The organism is Paenibacillus amylolyticus (genome assembly GCF_003719335.1).
Classification (GTDB): domain Bacteria; phylum Bacillota; class Bacilli; order Paenibacillales; family Paenibacillaceae; genus Paenibacillus; species Paenibacillus amylolyticus_D.
This window is the reverse complement of the sequence record NZ_RIAS01000007.1, coordinates 1-16,708: the sequence shown is the minus strand read 5'-3', so window position 1 is coordinate 16,708 and position 16,708 is coordinate 1. Positions and strand designations below refer to the sequence as shown.

Sequence of the window (16,708 nt, the reverse complement as noted above, 5' to 3'; positions counted from 1 at the left end):
GAGATGTAAGGCTAAGAACGAATCCTGATGCTGCAGACTCCACTCCGATGACAGAACAATCTTCCGATCGCTGTTATCTCCAGATTTTTCCGATCCACTTTTCAAAAGTGAAAATCCGGGGATAAAGGCACAGACTATGCTTCCGATGCAGCTTTCTTTCAGAAAGCTTGTAGCTCCGCTTCTTCAGCTTATTTCCGTCCTCTTCGTTCTCTGCTGAGCCCATCATTCGTTTCTTTAGCCTTATTAAGGGCATATATTAATCGGTTAGTCGTTCAAGCCGAGTTTTTTGAAAATGGTATCTACATGTTTCAGGTGCCAGGATGGGTTAAATGCATCTGCAATTTCCTCTTCGCTTAGCACCGCCGTAATTTCTGGTGTAGACTTCACGATATCCTGGAACTGACGTTGTTCTTCCCATGCCTGCATTGCACGCGGTTGAACCGTATCGTATGCTTGCTCACGGCTGAAGCCTTTGTCGATCAGCTTGGTCATAACGCGGCCGGAGAATGGTACGCCGAAGGTACGTTCCATGTTGCGTTTCATGTTTTCCGGGAACACGGTCAGGTTCTTCACAATGTTACCGAAACGGTTCAACATGTAGTTCAGCAGCATCGTTGCATCTGGCAGAATGACACGTTCTACGGAAGAATGCGAGATGTCGCGCTCATGCCACAGTGTTACGTTCTCGTATGCAGATACCATGTGCCCGCGGATAACACGGGACAGACCGGAGATGTTTTCACTGCCGATCGGGTTGCGCTTATGCGGCATCGCGGAAGATCCTTTTTGACCTTTGGCAAACGCTTCTTCCACTTCACGGAACTCGCTCTTCTGCAGTGCACGTACTTCTGTAGCAAACTTGTCCAGAGAAGTTGCGATCAGTGCCAGTGTTGCCATGTACTCGGCGTGGCGGTCACGCTGCAGTGTTTGTGTAGATATTGGCGCAGGTTTCGTGCCCAGCTTTTTGCAGACAAACTCTTCAACAAATGGATCGATGTTGGCATACGTTCCAACGGCACCGGAGATTTTCCCGAACTGTACGCCATCCGCTGCATGGCGGAACCGCTCCAGGTTACGCTTCATCTCTTCATGCCACAACGCCATTTTCAATCCGAAAGTTGTGGGCTCTGCATGTACACCATGCGTACGTCCCATCATTGGCGTATGCTGGTATGTCAGTGCTTTTTCACGCAAAATTTCGATGAAATTAATAATGTCCTTTTCCAGAATCTCGTTTGCTTGACGCAGTACATAACCCAGTGCCGTATCCACCACGTCCGTGGAAGTCAGGCCGTAATGAACCCATTTCCGCTCTGCACCCAGGCTCTCGGATACTGTACGTGTGAACGCAATAACGTCATGGCGAGTTTCCTTTTCAATCTCATAGATACGATCAATGTCAAAAGAAGCGTTCTGGCGAAGCAAAGCTGCTTCTTCCTTCGGGATCACTCCAAGCTCAGCCCATGCCTCGCATGCACAAATTTCAACTTCCAGCCACGATTGGAATTTGTTCTCTTCCGTCCAGATGGCTCTCATTTCGGGTCTGCTATAACGTTCAATCATGAATTTGTATGCCTCCATAGATTAGTTTGTTCGATCCATTGCAATCCTTCTCGGGCATCCTGACAGAGCAGGTTCACATGCCCCATCTTCCGTCCTGTCTTCGCTTCGCTCTTGCCATATATATGAAGCTTAGGGATGACACCCAGTTCCATCGCCTCTTCATCAGGTTGCCCTGTTCTTGCGATGATTCCTTCCAGATGCTCACCAAGCACATTGACCATAACGACGGGACTTAACAGCGTTGTATCCCCCAGCGGTAATCCGCAGATGGCACGAATATGCTGCTCAAACTGTGATGTAGCGCAAGCCTCCATTGTGTAGTGACCGGAATTATGCGGCCTTGGGGCCAGCTCGTTCACATACAATCTGCCGTCAGCGGCTACAAACAGTTCCACCGCAAGCAATCCGACAGCTTTCAGGGATTCGGCAACTGCAGCGGCCAGTTTCTGTGCTTCAAGTTGAATGTCTGTAGCCACTCGCGCAGGTACAATCGAAGCATGCAAAATGTTGTTCACATGGATGTTCTCCGCAGGCGGGAACGTTTTGATCTCTCCGCTCGTGCTGCGAGCAACAACGACCGAAATCTCGCATTCGAACTTGATAAATTGTTCAAGTACCAGCTCTGCACCTGTCGATGCAAGCTCTTCATACGCCCCTTCGGCCTCCGATGCCGCGCGAATCACTCGCTGACCTTTGCCGTCATATCCGCCAGTCACCGTTTTCAGCACACATGGAACACCTAATTCACTCACTGCAGCGTTCATCGTATCCAAACTGGTAATCTCGCGGTATGGAGCAACCCTTACTCCAGCCGCTTCAATCGCACGTTTCTCACGCAAGCGATGCTGGGTCGTGTATAAAAGGGAACTTCCTTGCGGCACGGACGACTCACGCTCAAGTAAAGCCGCCACTTCTGCATTCACATTCTCGAATTCATACGTGATCACATCGCATTGCCGCGCGAGTTCTCTTGCTGCCTGTACATCATCGTATCCAGCTTCAATCTGCTTCGCAATCTGACCACAAGGTGAATCCGGTGTTGGATCAAGAGTCACGAATCGATACCCCATCGCCGTTCCGGCTAGCGTCATCATCCGTCCGAGCTGTCCGCCGCCAAGAATACCGATTGTTGTATGTCCAGGTAATAAGACAGGCTGTCCTTGCCCTGTTCCCATATCCTGTCTAGTTGCATCGTTACTCATAGCTCATCACTGCTTTCCAGTACTTCTTGTTTAATTCGTTCTCTGCGGGCTTCGGAGCGGCGCTGCACCTCTGGGTCAAATGCGCCAATGATCTGTGCCGCGAGCAAACCTGCATTTGTCGCACCCGCTTTGCCAATCGCAACCGTTGCTACCGGGATGCCGCCAGGCATCTGCACAATGGACAGCAAGGAATCGAGACCGTTCAATGCTTTGGATTGAACCGGAACACCGATGACGGGAAGCATCGTTTTGGATGCTACCATACCTGGAAGATGAGCCGCTCCGCCTGCACCAGCGATAATGACCTTGAATCCGCGGTCAATCGCCTGTTCTGCATATTCAAACATCAAATCCGGTGTACGATGCGCGGAGACGACCTTTTTTTCATAACCAATCTCAAGCTCGTCCAGCACCTCGCACGCATGTTTCATCGTTTCCCAATCAGACTTACTGCCCATAATTACAGCAACTTGCACCGACATGAATACATCCCACTCCCATCTGAGCATTTTAAAAAACGAAAAAGTCCGCTACCCGCGAAAATATTACATTTTCTCCGGACACCGGACTACAAGAAATACGTATCCCTCATTTGGGCATGCCAAAAGGGGCTTGCTGTCCGCATTCATGCATGCGACTCTCAGCCGTATCTCCTCGTAGTCCGGAAATTTACGGTTTCCGGGTAGATACTTCCGGGCCCTATTCCCGGCGTTATACGAGCAAATATCTATTCACCATATCTTCGTTTACCATGTTCCACAAACATACAACTTTCGTTCCTACTCGACCTTATTTTAACCTAGTCGACACATCTAACATTCTAACAATCCCCTACAGCGTATGTCAACTTAAAGACGAACATTTAACATATTGACAAATCTAATGTTCGGGAATAAGTGCGGTGTTATACAATAAACTTCCAAATTCGTTTGAAATAGCCCATCCTGTTGCTTCGAAATAAAATAAAGAAAGCCGGTTACTCTTCAATTTCTCGAAGACAACCGGCTTGTTCACACGGGAACGGAGTACAAGTACACCCTCCCTCTTATTTCAAAATCATTTTACAATCAATACAGGAATTTGAGCATGCTGTACTACATTGTGGCTGACACTACCCAGCACGAATTCACGGATTCCGCCCAAACCTCGGGAACCAATGATAATGATATCCGAGCCGTTTTCTTTGGCATAGTCCAGCAACACTTCAGCTGCAGCCCCTTGGATCAGATCTACATTTGCCGTAACACCGGCAGCTTGAATTCGCTCTTTGGCTTCATCCGTCGTTTGCACAGCCAGATTGTAGTAATCGTTGTTGAGTGAAGGCGGAAGTGGTGCAAGCCCCTCCCCGATAAATACACGCGGAAAATCAAATGCATGAATGACATCGAGCACAGCCCCCGGCGATGCCTTGGCAAACTCGATGGCACGATCCAGTGCTTTATTTGAAGCTTTTGACCCATCATAAGCTACTAAGATTTTGGAAAATAACATGTAAATCCCGTCCCTTCCTTATATATGTAGAATCCGAAGCAAGCCTCGGTCTGACATCTAAATCCCTTACAGAGCCTGGAACCATGTAACTTCTTAAACCCTCACAGGTTAAAACGAACCACTTAATAAGAAAAAAATGACATAATAAATCCATTCATCCCTACACAATTATTGCAAAAAATAACCATACATCACTGCATTCAGAAATACGAGCAACGGAATGCCAATTGTAAAACTGGGATGTTTCGTTTTGTGTCTTTTCCGATACATCGCAATCCAGACGCCTAGCGCACCGCCGATAAAGGCTAGCAAAAATAACGTTCGCTCAGGCGTGCGATCCCGCCGCTGCTGTGCACGTTTCTTGTCATCTGACATGACCAGATATGCGACAACATTAATAAAGATAAACCATACGATAAGTCCGGTATGCATATGCGTTTAGCGGTCCCCCTGTCCCGGGACATCTCCCTGTCTCCATTATAATCCCAAGGCAGGCAGATGATCAACGCGGGCAGAGAACCGCACTATTTTTTACACAACGTTAAATCTACGATTCCTGTTTCGGAATCCCGTTCAGGCTCGGCACCCTTTTGGCTGATTTCTCCGGGGTCACTGCGATATTCTCTTCCCGAATGCTGTCCTTATTCTGTTGGTTATTGCGTTTTTCCGGTTTGTTATGCGGCATCTCAGGCTCACCTCCTCCGCTTACGTTGCCTGAAAACGAATCATCTTATACGAAGGAGGCCCCTGTATTTTAGGCTTTCAGGCTTGTGTATAGTTGTTCCGGTGGCTGTTTAGAAAATGATATAACGCTCCGTACAGGTTGGCATCATTTCCAAACGTACAGGCTGTGATCTGCGGGCTCGCCTTATGCAATGGGTTAACTCGCTTCAGTTCATCTATTGCCCACTTGATTCGCTCCAGCACAACAGGCTGTGCACTGATTCCTCCTCCAACGGCAAACACTTCAGGGTCGAGAATGTATTGCAGATTCATAATCTGAACCGCAATCTGTGTGCAAAAGGTGTCAAATACACCGCACGCCTCCGCATCTTGCTGATTAATAAATTCAAACACGGCCTCACCATCGGCAGGGTCATCCAGCCCTTTTAACTCACCAATTTGTCTAACCATCTCTACAGCCGAGCTCTCCAGTCCGAAATAGGCCGCTTCCTTCGTTACCGGATCAATCCGGCTCATCACATAACTAACCTCTCCAGCTGACAAGTTTTTGCCACGCTGCAGCTTACCATCCATGATGATTCCTCCCGCGATGCCGCTGCCCAGCACCATAACGACGGAATCCTTGGTATCTTTGACACTGCCGAGCCATAGTTCAGCAAGCGCTGCACACTTCCCATCATTTTCAATGGATACGTGGATAGCATATCTGTCTTCAAGAAGCTTGGCTAAATTGACCTCATGCAAAAATGGAAAAGAACCGCCGTGGTACACCATTCCTGTTGCCACATCGATTGTTCCTGGACAGCTCAGAGCAATGCCTTGAATCTGAGACATGTCTTGTGCATCCACGATAGCATAAAGAGCATCCTGCAATTCCTGCAAGCCACTCCGCCCAACGCCACGTTTTCCCTTCGACAACAGCTCTCCGCTTTCGCTCATGATTCCGTATTTAATAAAAGTCCCACCAATATCAATAACTAGATACATTCTGTCAGCCTCCTGCTCTGTAAATCCTTCATCACCATCTTAATTGAAATATAGAGCGTTTCCATTTATATTTATGGTATTCATTTGAGATTAATGGTATTAAATTATGATCTTGAGGGAGATGGAGCGTTCAGTGCCAACGATAAGCGAAACCAAACTTCAATGGATCTTACAAACGTTATATGAGACTACCCGGGTTCCCGCGTTCTACCTTATGCGGGGTTTCGATCGTCACCCTTCTTTTAGCCCGGAAATAGTAAACCATCTTCTCTCCATCCCTATTCATCTGAAAATCCAGATCATAAATTACAATAAACAAATGGATACGATGATCCTGATGCCAGTCTCCACTCCTGAAGGGCAAGGTGTGCTTGTTCTTTGGCCCAGCGCACAGCCATATGTTGAGCATGTTCCGTTTGCATGGGATCAACAACGGGATACAACCACATTCATTGAACCCAATGATCTCCATCAACTGCTGAGTGTAGCAATTATGGCCCACTATCTTTTACATCATGAAGTTTTGGATCGAAATCAAGTACTTGAGGACAACAAGCATGTCATACATATAAATAATCATACGGAAGGTGTACTTGAACTGTCTCTTCTGGAACAGAGAGAGCGGAGATTGTTTCACAAATCCTACCTTTCTGAGAAAAAGGTATTTGATCAGGTTCGTCTGGGGAACAAACATAAGATGCTTTTGTACCTGAAACAGCATATGGATTTGAACGGGGTCTACGGCACTTTATCCAAACAGGATAGTTTACGGAGCAAAAAGAATTTGATTATCGCAGCCATTACACTCGGAACCCGTGCTGCAATTGATGGCGGATTGTATTCGGAGTCAGCGCTTACGCTTAGCGACACCTATATCCAACACATTGAAAAGCTGTCCCGGATTGATTCGATTCATCCCATTCTGCATAAGATCCTTGGTGATTTTACCGAACGTGTAGAAAAAGTCCATCGGGCTCATTTTTCCAAAGACATTCTGTTATGTCAGGAATATATATTCAATCACTTATACGATGATTTAAGTCTGTCTATCCTGTCCACACATCTGCAAATAAGCCCCTCCTATCTTTCCCGTAAATTCAAGGAAGAGACTGGAGAGGCGCTTCGCATTTTTATACAAAGGCAACGGATTGAAGAAGCCAAAAATCTTATCGTTTTCTCAGACTATCGACTGAGTGAGATTTATACGTTGCTAAACTTTCACGATCAGAGTTACTTCATCAAAGTGTTTCGAAAACATACAGGTTTTACTCCGAAAGATTATCGTAATCGATTTGTGGTCAAGCCTTCTTGAACATAAAACCAGGTTTATAGGCTTATCTCATTTCATCTCATATCAATTTCAACTCACATAAGGCAACCTGGAATGCGGTCAACCCATTTAAAAAGTCGGAGAGTGTTTAAGCTTTGATTCTCTCATATTCTGTGATCTTTGCTACATTCCTATTTACCTTGTTTCTCCATGGCCGCCTTCAGCAAATCTCCTAGGTTGGAGCCGATGGATTCCTGCTTCGCGTATTGCTTCACCAGCTTTTGTTGCTCGCGTTTGTTCACATGCTGCTTGTCTTTATCCAGCGTTTCGGTGATTCCGCATGGCAGACACTGTACATACAGTCCAGCTTTGCCTTCCTTAATCTCCATCTTTTTATGACACTGCGCGCAACGACGGTTCGACAACCGTTTCTCATTGGATCGGCGATAACCACAGTCCTCTGTAGGACATACGAGGAACTTGCCGCGTTTCCCCTTTTTCTCTAACAACTTGGCATTACAGTCCGGACAGTGGCTGTTGGTTACATTATGTGGCTTGTACTCGGCTTTACTGCTTTTTACGGTGGATACAAGTTCCTTCGCCATAGAGCGAATACCATCCAGGAACGGGCCTGGTTTACCCTGACCACGTGCTATGCGCTCCAGTTCAGCCTCCCAACGAGCTGTCAGTTCCGGTGTTCGCAGTTGCGGGGCAGCAAGCTCAATCAGCTGTTTGCCTTTTCCCGTTGGATGCAGACTGTTCCCTTGACGATCAATCGTATCCGAGCTGACCAGTTTCTCAATGATATCTGCGCGTGTCGCAGGTGTGCCCAGTCCGTGCTTCTCCATCTGGGAAAGCAATGCTGCTTCCGTATACCTCTTCGGCGGCATCGTACGTCCACTCTTGATGTGGCAGCGCTGAAGTGTCACCGTCTGCCCCTGTTGCAAGTCTGGCAACAAGGCACGCTCATGGTCACCTGCATCATCCGAACGCTCATCATCATCATCCGTGTAATCACCCCCGTACACTTCACGCCAGCCACTGTCCTTGACCGTTGTGCCCTTCACATGGAAGGAATCCTTACCTACCTGCACCGTAACAGCAACCGAATCATACTTGGCTGATGGATAGAACAGACTGATGAAACGGCGAACAATCAGATCGTATAACTTACGTTCCTCAGGACTGAGTTGATTTAAGAGCACCGTCTGCTCGGTTGGAATAATGGCATGGTGATCGGTAACCTTGCTATCATCAACAATCCGTTTGGTGACATTCAGGTTTTTGCGCAGTAAAGGACGTGCGAGTGACGCATAAGGGCCAACAGCTACACTCTCGAGCCGCTCTTTTAACGTTCCCGTCATATCGGAAGTCAGATAACGGCTATCTGTCCGCGGATAGGTAACAAGCTTATGCTGCTCGTACAGACGCTGGAGTACGTTAGAGGTCTGCTTAGCGGAAAAACCGTGTTTACGGTTCGCATCCCGTTGCAGTTCCGTAAGGTCATAGGCCAGTGGATGCGGCTCGACTTTCTCACTTTTTTTCACCTGGGCAATCGAGCCTTTCCGCCCTTCCACTCGTGCTTTCAATTGCTGCATATCCTGTTTGTCGAAAATTCTTGAATCCCCGCCAGATGCGCGCCATACAGCCTGAAAATCCCCAAAATCTGCGGTTAACGTCTCATATTCCTGCGAACGGAAACCGTTAATTTCATTTTCCCGATCCATGATCATACCCAAGGTTGGGGTCTGTACACGTCCAGCCGACAATTGAGCATTGAACCGTACGGTTAACGCACGTGTCACATTAAGACCAATCATCCAGTCTGCTTCTGCACGGCAGCGTGCGGATTCATAGAGACAGTCGAATTGACTTCCCGGCTTCAGCGAGGCAAATCCATCCTTGATCGCTTTATCCGTTTGGGATGAAATCCACAGTCGTTTGAACGGCTTTTTCCACTGCGCCATCTGCATAATCCATCTGGCAAGCAGTTCTCCTTCACGGGCCGCATCCGTTGCAATAACCAGCTCACCCACATCCTGACGTTTCATCAGTTGCTGTACGGCTTTATACTGGTGATTCGTTTCTCGGAGCACCTTCAGCTTGGTTCGCTCTGGCAAAATCGGCAGATCCTCCAGATTCCACGTCGCGTACTTTTTGTCATAATCCTCGGGCTCAGCCAAACCCACCAAATGTCCCAAGGCCCACGTTACAATGTATTTCGGACCTTCCATATAACTTTTATGTTTATCACGCGCGCCCATCACCCTTGCAATCTCCCGGGCAACAGATGGCTTCTCTGCGAGTACCAATGTCTTCACTTCGTATCTCTTCCTTTCTTCCAAACACTAATGATCAGGATAACAATCTGTCTTACTTGTTTTTCTTGTTTTTCTTGTTTTTCTTGTTTTTCTTGTTTTTCTTCTCTTCCTATCTTTCCATCTTCATATTATATCATCTCAATCAGAATCATGTTTCCGACAACGTATATTCCGTCGCTGTTTTAAATGCATCCCTTATGAAAGCAATAAGCAATATAGCCGCCTCACCGCCAACACAATATGTAAGATATATGTAACATATTTTTGTGAAATTTAATTTCTATCAAGCTGTACACATTTTTCATTTTAAAGAAAAATGGAGTAAATACTTGATTTACCTATATAAAAATGATTTGTATACGTTTTTTTGAATTGATTCAATCTTTGTCACATTACTTAACACCAATGTAAGATGTGCAAAAGCATTTATACAAAGATTGCTAACACACATCATCTTAGACACAGGAAGGGAGCGTGGATGCATGACTTATCATGGATCTGTATTGAAAAAAGGCGGGGCCTTATTACTCGCGGGAACCGTGGTTGCCGCAACGTGGGGAGGAACTGCTGTACCTTCGGCTTTCGCCGCCGCCGCAACTCCTCCAAGCCAAACCTCTACCGCCACTGCCCTTGCAGGGAAAGCACCGGTCAGTGCCGCAGCCTTCGTGCAGTCCATGGAAGAAGCCGCTACACTTGCAGGTGTACCTTTCACCATGGACAAGCTCTCCGGTGCGACAATATCACGCAAAGATGCTGCACTTGCCTTGCAGCAATGGCTCAAGCTGGACACTGCTCCGGCATCCTTCAAGGATGTGCCGAAGCAGTCCGAGTATGCCAGTGCCGTCGGTGCCCTGAATGCCGCCGGACTAATGAAAGGCTATACAGACTCTCTTTTCCTGCCGAATGCTGTACTTACAGCGAGCGACGTCTCTATTTTGAAAGATCGTATCTATACCTACATAAAACCGTTTGTGCTCGAAGAAGCCACAATTATGGATATGCAGACCGCCATGGCACAAGGTAAACTGACATCCAAAGAGCTGGTACAACATTATCTGGATCGTATCGCCAAATACGATGACCAGGGTGTCAGCATCAATGCTGTCCTGAATCTGAACCCGGATGCGCTTAAAATTGCGGAACAATTGGATGAAGAGCGTGCGGCTCAAGGACCTCGCGGCCCGCTTCATGGTATTCCGATTCTGGTGAAGGATAACTTTGATACCAAAGACATGCCAACCACAGCTGGCTGTATCTGTCTGAAGGACTCCATTCCGGCTCATGATGCAGAGCAAGTGAAAAAGCTGAAAGCAGCGGGGGCCATTATTTTGGGCAAAACCAACCTGCATGAGTTTGCTTTTGGCATTACGACCTCCAGCTCACTCGGCGGACAAACGTTGAACCCGTACGCTCTCGACCACTATCCAGGTGGATCTAGCGGTGGAACAGGCGCTGCCATTGCGGCAAACTTTGCGGCCGCGGGTATGGGTACCGATACAGGCGGCTCCATCCGTATCCCGTCCAGCTTTAACAGCCTTGTGGGTATTCGTCCAACCATTGGCCTCTCCAGTCGGGAAGGCATCATCCCACTCGCACTGACACAAGACGTTGGTGGTCCGATGGCACGTACCGTAAGTGATGCGGCGATCATGCTCGACGCTACGGTCGGTTATGACAAAAAGGATGTTGCCACTGCTTACGCGGTAGGTAAAATTCCTTCCAGTTACACCGATTTCCTGGATGTGAACGGACTGAAGGGCGCAAGGATCGGTGTAGCTCCTGAACTCATCCCAAGCACCAAAGCGGAGGAAAAAGCGGTAGCTGACGTCATCAACGCTGCTGTTGAGGAGCTCAAATCCCTTGGGGCAACTGCTGTACCGATCTCCATTCCAAACTTTGAGGAAATCAATAAATATCCTAGCCTCAGCGGCTATGAATTCAAATTTCAACTAAATGACTATTTGGGTACTCTAGGTGAGAACGCACCTTATCATAGCCTGTCCGAAATTATCGCATCCGGTCAGTTTGATAAAACCCAAGAACAAGCCATGAAAGCACGGGATGCTCGGGACACGCTGGATACATCAGAATACAAAGATATCGTCCTGAAGCGTACTCAAGTTACTCGTGACTCCTTGCTGAAAGTGATGGCAGACAATCATCTCGATGCGATCATCTACCCTACATCGACACAGGCTGCCGGCGTGATTGGCAAAGGTCAAACCTCCGGTGCCAACAACCGTCTGAGCCCGTTCTCCGGCTTCCCGGCGATTACTGTACCGGCTGGCTTCACAACGGACGGCTTGCCTGTAGGCATGGAGTTCCTGGGCCGCGCCTTTGACGAAGGTACACTGATCAAGCTGGCTTACAGCTACGAACAAGGTACACACCATCGCCAAGCACCAAAGTTAACACCGTAACGTTTGAATGACTGATGATATATGAGCAAGAGCACTCATACTTCTGTTGCTGATAACAAATTGGATAATAAGTCCTCATAATTCAAGTCAAGTTCTTATCAATCAAAACAAGTTCTTATAAATTAATCCTTCCCCTTTATTGAACAGTCTTCATTAAACGTGCACCCCATTCACGATTCTGTGAATCGGGGTGTTTTTCGATCTATATTTCGAATTGCCCAGATCTTGATTTGTCGTCTACAATATGTAAGATGAAGTTTACCACTTGTACATCGTTTGAACCACATAATCACAGGAGGTCTTTGATGAACTATTCAAGATGGCATATACTGCTTATTGCCGTGCTCAGTTTCTCCCTTTTGACCACATCGACGGTTAGTGCTGCCACGACTACTAATGCCAAGAAATATAAGTGGGCTAAGCCCGCTGTAGAATTTATGGCCTCTCACGGTGTCATGCAAAGCTACGAACAGGAAGCAGATCGTTTAAACCGTACGGTGTCCAAAGCCGAGTTAACCCAGATGATACATACTTTATTCAAGGAGTTTCGTGTTGAACCCGACAAACAAATCGAAATTCCAGGCGTACCAGAAGGAAGTACCTATTATTCTATTTTTAGAGATGTATACGGCAGCATTCCGAGTAATCCCTCGGGTATGATCTCAGCGGCAGATCAGATTAATTATCAGAACTATACATTCACTTATCTACCCACGAAAGAATTGTCTCGCTGGGATTTGTTAATGGCTCTGAATGCACTATTCCCTGAAACAGGAAATCATTTAGACGAATTGAATGATAAAAAAGCATTACTTAATATGAAATCATTTAAAGATATTCCGATAAAGAGTTTCTCTTCTTCTGAAGACTATGAAAAATGGGATTTAGCTCATCAACTATTATCTGCGCAATTTGGTTTAATTCAACAAAAAAAACAGAAGCCATACATTGGATCTGAGCTTGACTATGTAAAAATCCGTGCTTTACTCAATTTCTCCGAAGCAGGTATCATGAAACCCGATTCCAAAGGGAAATTTTATCCGAATCAAAAAGTAACGTTAGCGGAAACCACAGTTATTCTGCAACGCATATATTCGTTTTACGGGGGGAAAGGTTACAAACATCAGCCAACCATAGATGAACTGATCCCAAGAGAGTTAACGCGTGAGTACGTTTATGGAAACTCTTCTCTTGGCAGTCTTATATCAGATAATGTGGCACTTGTTAGTATGGATAACATTTCTACCGCCTATCTGGCAATTAGCGCAACAGAACCCGTTGATCTGAAAGTCATTGTGAACGGTGAGAGTATAACCTACCCATATGAACGTTTAAACGTACTTGATGCACCCATTATGATCGCATTTGATGGTGCAGATTATGCAGAGGTTTACCCCATTTTACGCAGGACAGGCAAACCTATTATAGATCAGGGGGAAATTGAAGGGCCTGATTTTTTTGAAAAGTTAGATTTGTTTTTTTACTTCTCGGGTAAATGGACTGACTTTAGTGTGTTCAATACGTTATGGGAAGATGAAGGTGATGGAGGCTTTGAATAGTAACTCTGAAAATAATAGTTTGGAAATGAAATAGCAAATAGAAGGTAGAGCTCAGATTATTGAGCTCTACCCTTTTCCTTCATAGCTATGAAAACTGAGCTGAATTTTAATTTATCAAACAAATTGGTAATTACATTTTCGCCCTATCCGGCACACCCCATCGAACAACCAGACCCGAGTACGTTAGCCCGCCTCCAAAACCAAATAGTGCAACGTTCTGCCCATGTTTCAGCTTCCCTTCATCCACCGCAATCTGCAATGCAAGTGGAATAGAGGCGGCAGAAGTATTCCCCCGATACTCCATACTTGTTAATGTACGTTCGAGCGGAATCGGTCCGCGTTCACACATCGCTTCAATCATGCGCATGTTGGCACTGTGCGGAACAAACCAATCGATCTGCTCAGGCAACATTTCGGCTCTCGTAATAAGCTCAGCTAATTGTTCCGGAACCATGCGGACTGCCCATTTGTAAACCTCTCTTCCGTTCTGCACCAGATTTCCTTCGGCATTCAATGACTTACCATCCATCTCTGTAGAAAGTCCACTTTTGTATAAGTGCATGCCACCTTCCCCTTGTGTCCCAGAAATGACAGACTTAAAGTCACCCTGGTCAGAAGCACGTTCTACCAGAAACGCGCCTGCCCCATCTCCAAACAACACGCATGTTGTGCGATCTGTATAATCCGTTATTTTAGATAACGTCTCAGCCCCGATGACGAGTACCTTACGATACATCCCACTGGTCACCAGACTATCTGCCAGCTGCATACCGTATGTGAAACCGGCACAAGCCGCGTTCAGATCAAGCACTCCTGTATGGGGAATGCCCAGGTTTGCCTGGACTCGTGAAGCCGAACTTGGGAAAGCATACTCAGGTGTACTTGTTGCAAAAAGAATCATATCTACATCGGTGATATTCACCTCGTAACGACGCACCATATCCTCCACAGCTTTTGTGGCCAAGTCTGATACAAATTCATGTTCTCCTGCAATACGGCGCTCTCTCATGCCAGTTCGCTGTACGATCCACTCATCACTTGTATCGACCATTGTTTCCAAATCTGCATTGCTTAGTATCCGATCAGGTACATACGTACCCATTGCTGTTATTGCTGCTTTAGATTGATGATTCATAGCTGAGATCACCTCACATGTTTTTTTATTATTATAGCACTAAGTCTTAGTACTTGGTACTAATTTTTATATTTATATTTTCTACTCTCCACCATTCCCCATTTTCCAAACTCCTTATAAATTGTTATCATTCAGTCCTTCTATAAAGAAATACATCCGTTAAGTCAAAAAACAGGCTGCCGACTCATCGACAACCTGTTTCTAGCTGATTTTTAAGGATTAATCAATTTCACTTCCGGAAAACGACTGTCACGCCCTTTTATCAACGTTCCGCCTCCTTTTTGTTTCAGATACATATCAAAGAAATCCAGCATATATGCGTTGATGATTGAATTTGCTCGCTCGGGCGGTAACTTTCCTGTAATACTAAGCATGCTAAACATAGGAGAAAAGAACTGTACGTCGGCAAAATTTAAATGCTCGGTTTTCTCGATATAAAGGACTTCTCCTCCCGCAGCAATCGTTTCACGCATTCGTTCAAGCTCCCGCTGTTTGTCTTTCATGACTTGGTTAACCCACTCCCTTGTATCTCCCATCTGATGAAGTTCTGCATCTGTATAATTTCGGTTATCTATTACCCTTTTTAACTTCTCGTACCCGCTCTCCGAGTTTATGAATAAAATCGGCTTTTTAAGTCCCTCTCTGTCACCCAATCGATAAAGTCCTCCATCCAGATCTATTCCAGCAAGGATTCGCGGATCATAGGAAACATCATAGGCGGTCGCTCCACCAATAGAATGACCAAAAACACCGACATGGCTAAGATCAATCCTGCCTTGAAGCTGACTCGGTATGTGCCCAGATTGAATTTGCTCCAATTGGTCCAACACAAACAATACATCGTCGGTTAATATTTTTCCCAACTTGTTGCGATTTCGGCTTTCCGTAGCATAATCATGATCTGGTGAAAACAACTTGCTGGCAGTATCGGTCGTTATTCTCCCATCTGGAAATTCAGTGGCAAATGTATTGTAGGTGTGGTCAATGGCTGCCACAATATATCCATGACTTGCAAGGTTTTCAGCCTGAGATGTGTGGAGAAACCTTGATGAGCCGAAGCCGGGACTGGCAAGGATCAGCGGGTATGAAGTCTGTGAAGAAGAGACCAGAGCCGCTGTATAAGAATGACTGGAGACATACTTCAGATGGTGAAACACAAATCCCGGAAGGCCATAATTCTCTGCCATATAAGGCAATATCCCACTGTCGGGTATAAATGGTGCGTACTTCCCGGTACTTTCCTCGCTGGATACCATACCTGAACCATTAACTCTCTTTTCCCATTTTCAGCATCTCTAAAAATCTCATCACGGTCTGAATCGACGAAATGAAACACTTGCGTACCTGTCTTTAACGGACCGGTGGGTACTGGAAGATCAAAGACAGGGAACACATAGTTGAAACCAACCGTTGCAATTAACCCTAGTACGATACTAAAAGGCGCCAGCATCCTGCGGATGCGTGAAGCTGTTCGCGTGTTTGTCTGTGCCCTAATCGAAGTTATTAGTGAAAGCACCAGCGTCAAGACTGGAATTACATACAAAAAGAACATCTGAATCCTGTAACCTTCGACAATAAGATGTGCCAATAATAAAGTGGAAGCTAGACCGCTCGTACAAAGTAAACATAATCTTCGGATACGTTGATTCGAAATGAACAGAAAAGCCACCATGCAAGCACATGACAAAAACAACAGCAGCTCGAAAACTCTCAATTTCAATCCCCCTAAAATGAACCTCATCGATTGATAAGATCAATATACAGCTATAACAAAGCTGTTACCTATCGATCTGGATGACAACACCCTTACAAAATTGAAAGGCTGTTGCGTGTTTGTATAGCTTCTGCATTAGACTAACATTAGTGAGTAGCACTACCTTTAGTCATGAACTGAATTCATTCATAGATAAAAAAACAGCCCAATCATTTGAGCTGTTCCTAATTTTTTTAAATTCGCTTAAAAAAATAAAAACCACCACCGAATTACATCGGCAGTGGTTCTTTGCTTTGCTTGGCGGCGTCCTACTCTCCCAGGACCCTGCGGTCCAAGTACCATCGGCGCTAGAGGGCTTAACG

13 protein-coding genes, 1 pseudogene and 1 riboswitch are annotated in these 16,708 nt (G+C 46.0%); of the genes and pseudogenes, 4 read left to right on the top strand and 10 right to left on the bottom strand.

Annotated features, from left to right (window positions below; all coding sequences use genetic code 11):
• Positions 1-264: 264 nt before the first annotated feature.
• The 7 genes from purB to EC604_RS14165 form a co-directional block, all read right to left on the bottom strand.
• Positions 265-1,563, bottom strand: coding sequence for an adenylosuccinate lyase (purB, locus tag EC604_RS14190; RefSeq protein WP_123064785.1), 1,299 nt, complete (start codon positions 1,561-1,563; stop codon positions 265-267).
• Entirely contained in the window at positions 1,560-2,765 is a 1,206-nt protein-coding gene (purK, locus tag EC604_RS14185; protein WP_240036888.1) for a 5-(carboxyamino)imidazole ribonucleotide synthase, read from the bottom strand. The genes purB and purK overlap by 4 nt, the downstream gene beginning before the upstream one ends.
• Positions 2,762-3,247 (bottom strand): 5-(carboxyamino)imidazole ribonucleotide mutase, encoded by a 486-nt coding sequence (purE, locus tag EC604_RS14180; protein ID WP_090923373.1) that lies wholly within the window; start codon positions 3,245-3,247, stop codon positions 2,762-2,764. The genes purK and purE overlap by 4 nt, the downstream gene beginning before the upstream one ends.
• Before the next feature lie 155 nt (positions 3,248-3,402).
• Positions 3,403-3,504, bottom strand: a riboswitch (purine riboswitch).
• 317 nt (positions 3,505-3,821) lie between these two features.
• Positions 3,822-4,256, bottom strand: coding sequence for a universal stress protein (locus tag EC604_RS14175; protein ID WP_090923374.1), 435 nt, complete (start codon positions 4,254-4,256; stop codon positions 3,822-3,824).
• Between the two features lie 168 nt (positions 4,257-4,424).
• The gene (locus tag EC604_RS14170; RefSeq protein WP_123064784.1) at positions 4,425-4,688 is read right to left on the bottom strand and encodes a DUF1294 domain-containing protein; all 264 of its coding nucleotides are present in this window, start codon (positions 4,686-4,688) and stop codon (positions 4,425-4,427) included.
• 115 nt (positions 4,689-4,803) lie between these two features.
• Positions 4,804-4,941, bottom strand: coding sequence for a hypothetical protein (locus EC604_RS30165; protein ID WP_167375798.1), 138 nt, complete (start codon positions 4,939-4,941; stop codon positions 4,804-4,806).
• A 77-nt stretch (positions 4,942-5,018) separates the two neighbouring features.
• Positions 5,019-5,927, bottom strand: a complete 909-nt coding sequence (locus EC604_RS14165; RefSeq protein ID WP_123064783.1) for an ROK family protein — start codon at positions 5,925-5,927, stop codon at positions 5,019-5,021.
• Positions 5,928-6,246: 319 nt separating this feature from the next.
• Between EC604_RS14165 and EC604_RS14160 the strand changes: the two genes are divergently transcribed.
• Positions 6,247-7,239 (top strand): helix-turn-helix domain-containing protein, encoded by a 993-nt coding sequence (locus EC604_RS14160; protein ID WP_161556931.1) that lies wholly within the window; start codon positions 6,247-6,249, stop codon positions 7,237-7,239.
• 149 nt (positions 7,240-7,388) lie between these two features.
• Here EC604_RS14160 and EC604_RS14155 read toward each other — a convergent pair whose 3' ends face one another.
• Positions 7,389-9,518 (bottom strand): DNA topoisomerase III, encoded by a 2,130-nt coding sequence (locus tag EC604_RS14155; protein WP_123064781.1) that lies wholly within the window; start codon positions 9,516-9,518, stop codon positions 7,389-7,391.
• A 482-nt stretch (positions 9,519-10,000) separates the two neighbouring features.
• Here EC604_RS14155 and EC604_RS14150 point away from each other — a divergent pair, with 482 nt between their 5' ends.
• Both EC604_RS14150 and EC604_RS14145 read left to right on the top strand, forming a co-directional pair.
• Positions 10,001-11,938: an amidase family protein gene (locus tag EC604_RS14150; RefSeq protein ID WP_123064780.1), complete on the top strand. Its 1,938-nt coding sequence runs from the start codon at positions 10,001-10,003 to the stop codon at positions 11,936-11,938.
• Positions 11,939-12,243: 305 nt separating this feature from the next.
• A complete protein-coding gene (locus tag EC604_RS14145; protein ID WP_161556930.1) occupies positions 12,244-13,497 on the top strand; it encodes an S-layer homology domain-containing protein in 1,254 nt (417 codons plus the stop codon).
• 130 nt (positions 13,498-13,627) lie between these two features.
• On the opposite strand, the gene EC604_RS14140 is transcribed toward EC604_RS14145, so the two are convergent.
• On the bottom strand, positions 13,628-14,632 hold the full coding sequence (locus EC604_RS14140) for a ketoacyl-ACP synthase III (RefSeq protein WP_123064778.1): 1,005 nt from the start codon (positions 14,630-14,632) through the stop codon (positions 13,628-13,630).
• Positions 14,633-14,844: 212 nt separating this feature from the next.
• Positions 14,845-16,346: pseudogene (locus EC604_RS14135) on the bottom strand (alpha/beta hydrolase family protein).
• 149 nt (positions 16,347-16,495) lie between these two features.
• On the opposite strand from EC604_RS14135, the gene EC604_RS30280 reads away from it, so the two are divergent.
• Positions 16,496-16,708 (top strand): hypothetical protein (locus EC604_RS30280; protein WP_205127932.1); only part of this gene is annotated, 213 nt, incomplete at its 3' end.

What these genes read in the sequence shown, in the direction of transcription:
- purB (WP_123064785.1), bottom strand. Translation starts at nt 1,563, where the DNA reads ATGATTGAACGTTATAGCAGACCCGAAATGAGAGCCATCTGGACGGAA.
- purK (WP_240036888.1), bottom strand. Translation starts at nt 2,765, where the DNA reads ATGAGTAACGATGCAACTAGACAGGATATGGGAACAGGGCAAGGACAG.
- purE (WP_090923373.1), bottom strand. Translation starts at nt 3,247, where the DNA reads ATGTCGGTGCAAGTTGCTGTAATTATGGGCAGTAAGTCTGATTGGGAA.
- EC604_RS14175 (WP_090923374.1), bottom strand. Translation starts at nt 4,256, where the DNA reads ATGTTATTTTCCAAAATCTTAGTAGCTTATGATGGGTCAAAAGCTTCA.
- EC604_RS14170 (WP_123064784.1), bottom strand. Translation starts at nt 4,688, where the DNA reads ATGCATACCGGACTTATCGTATGGTTTATCTTTATTAATGTTGTCGCA.
- EC604_RS30165 (WP_167375798.1), bottom strand. Translation starts at nt 4,941, where the DNA reads ATGCCGCATAACAAACCGGAAAAACGCAATAACCAACAGAATAAGGAC.
- EC604_RS14165 (WP_123064783.1), bottom strand. Translation starts at nt 5,927, where the DNA reads ATGTATCTAGTTATTGATATTGGTGGGACTTTTATTAAATACGGAATC.
- EC604_RS14160 (WP_161556931.1), top strand. Translation starts at nt 6,247, where the DNA reads ATGGATACGATGATCCTGATGCCAGTCTCCACTCCTGAAGGGCAAGGT.
- EC604_RS14150 (WP_123064780.1), top strand. Translation starts at nt 10,001, where the DNA reads ATGACTTATCATGGATCTGTATTGAAAAAAGGCGGGGCCTTATTACTC.
- EC604_RS14145 (WP_161556930.1), top strand. Translation starts at nt 12,244, where the DNA reads ATGAACTATTCAAGATGGCATATACTGCTTATTGCCGTGCTCAGTTTC.
- EC604_RS14140 (WP_123064778.1), bottom strand. Translation starts at nt 14,632, where the DNA reads ATGAATCATCAATCTAAAGCAGCAATAACAGCAATGGGTACGTATGTA.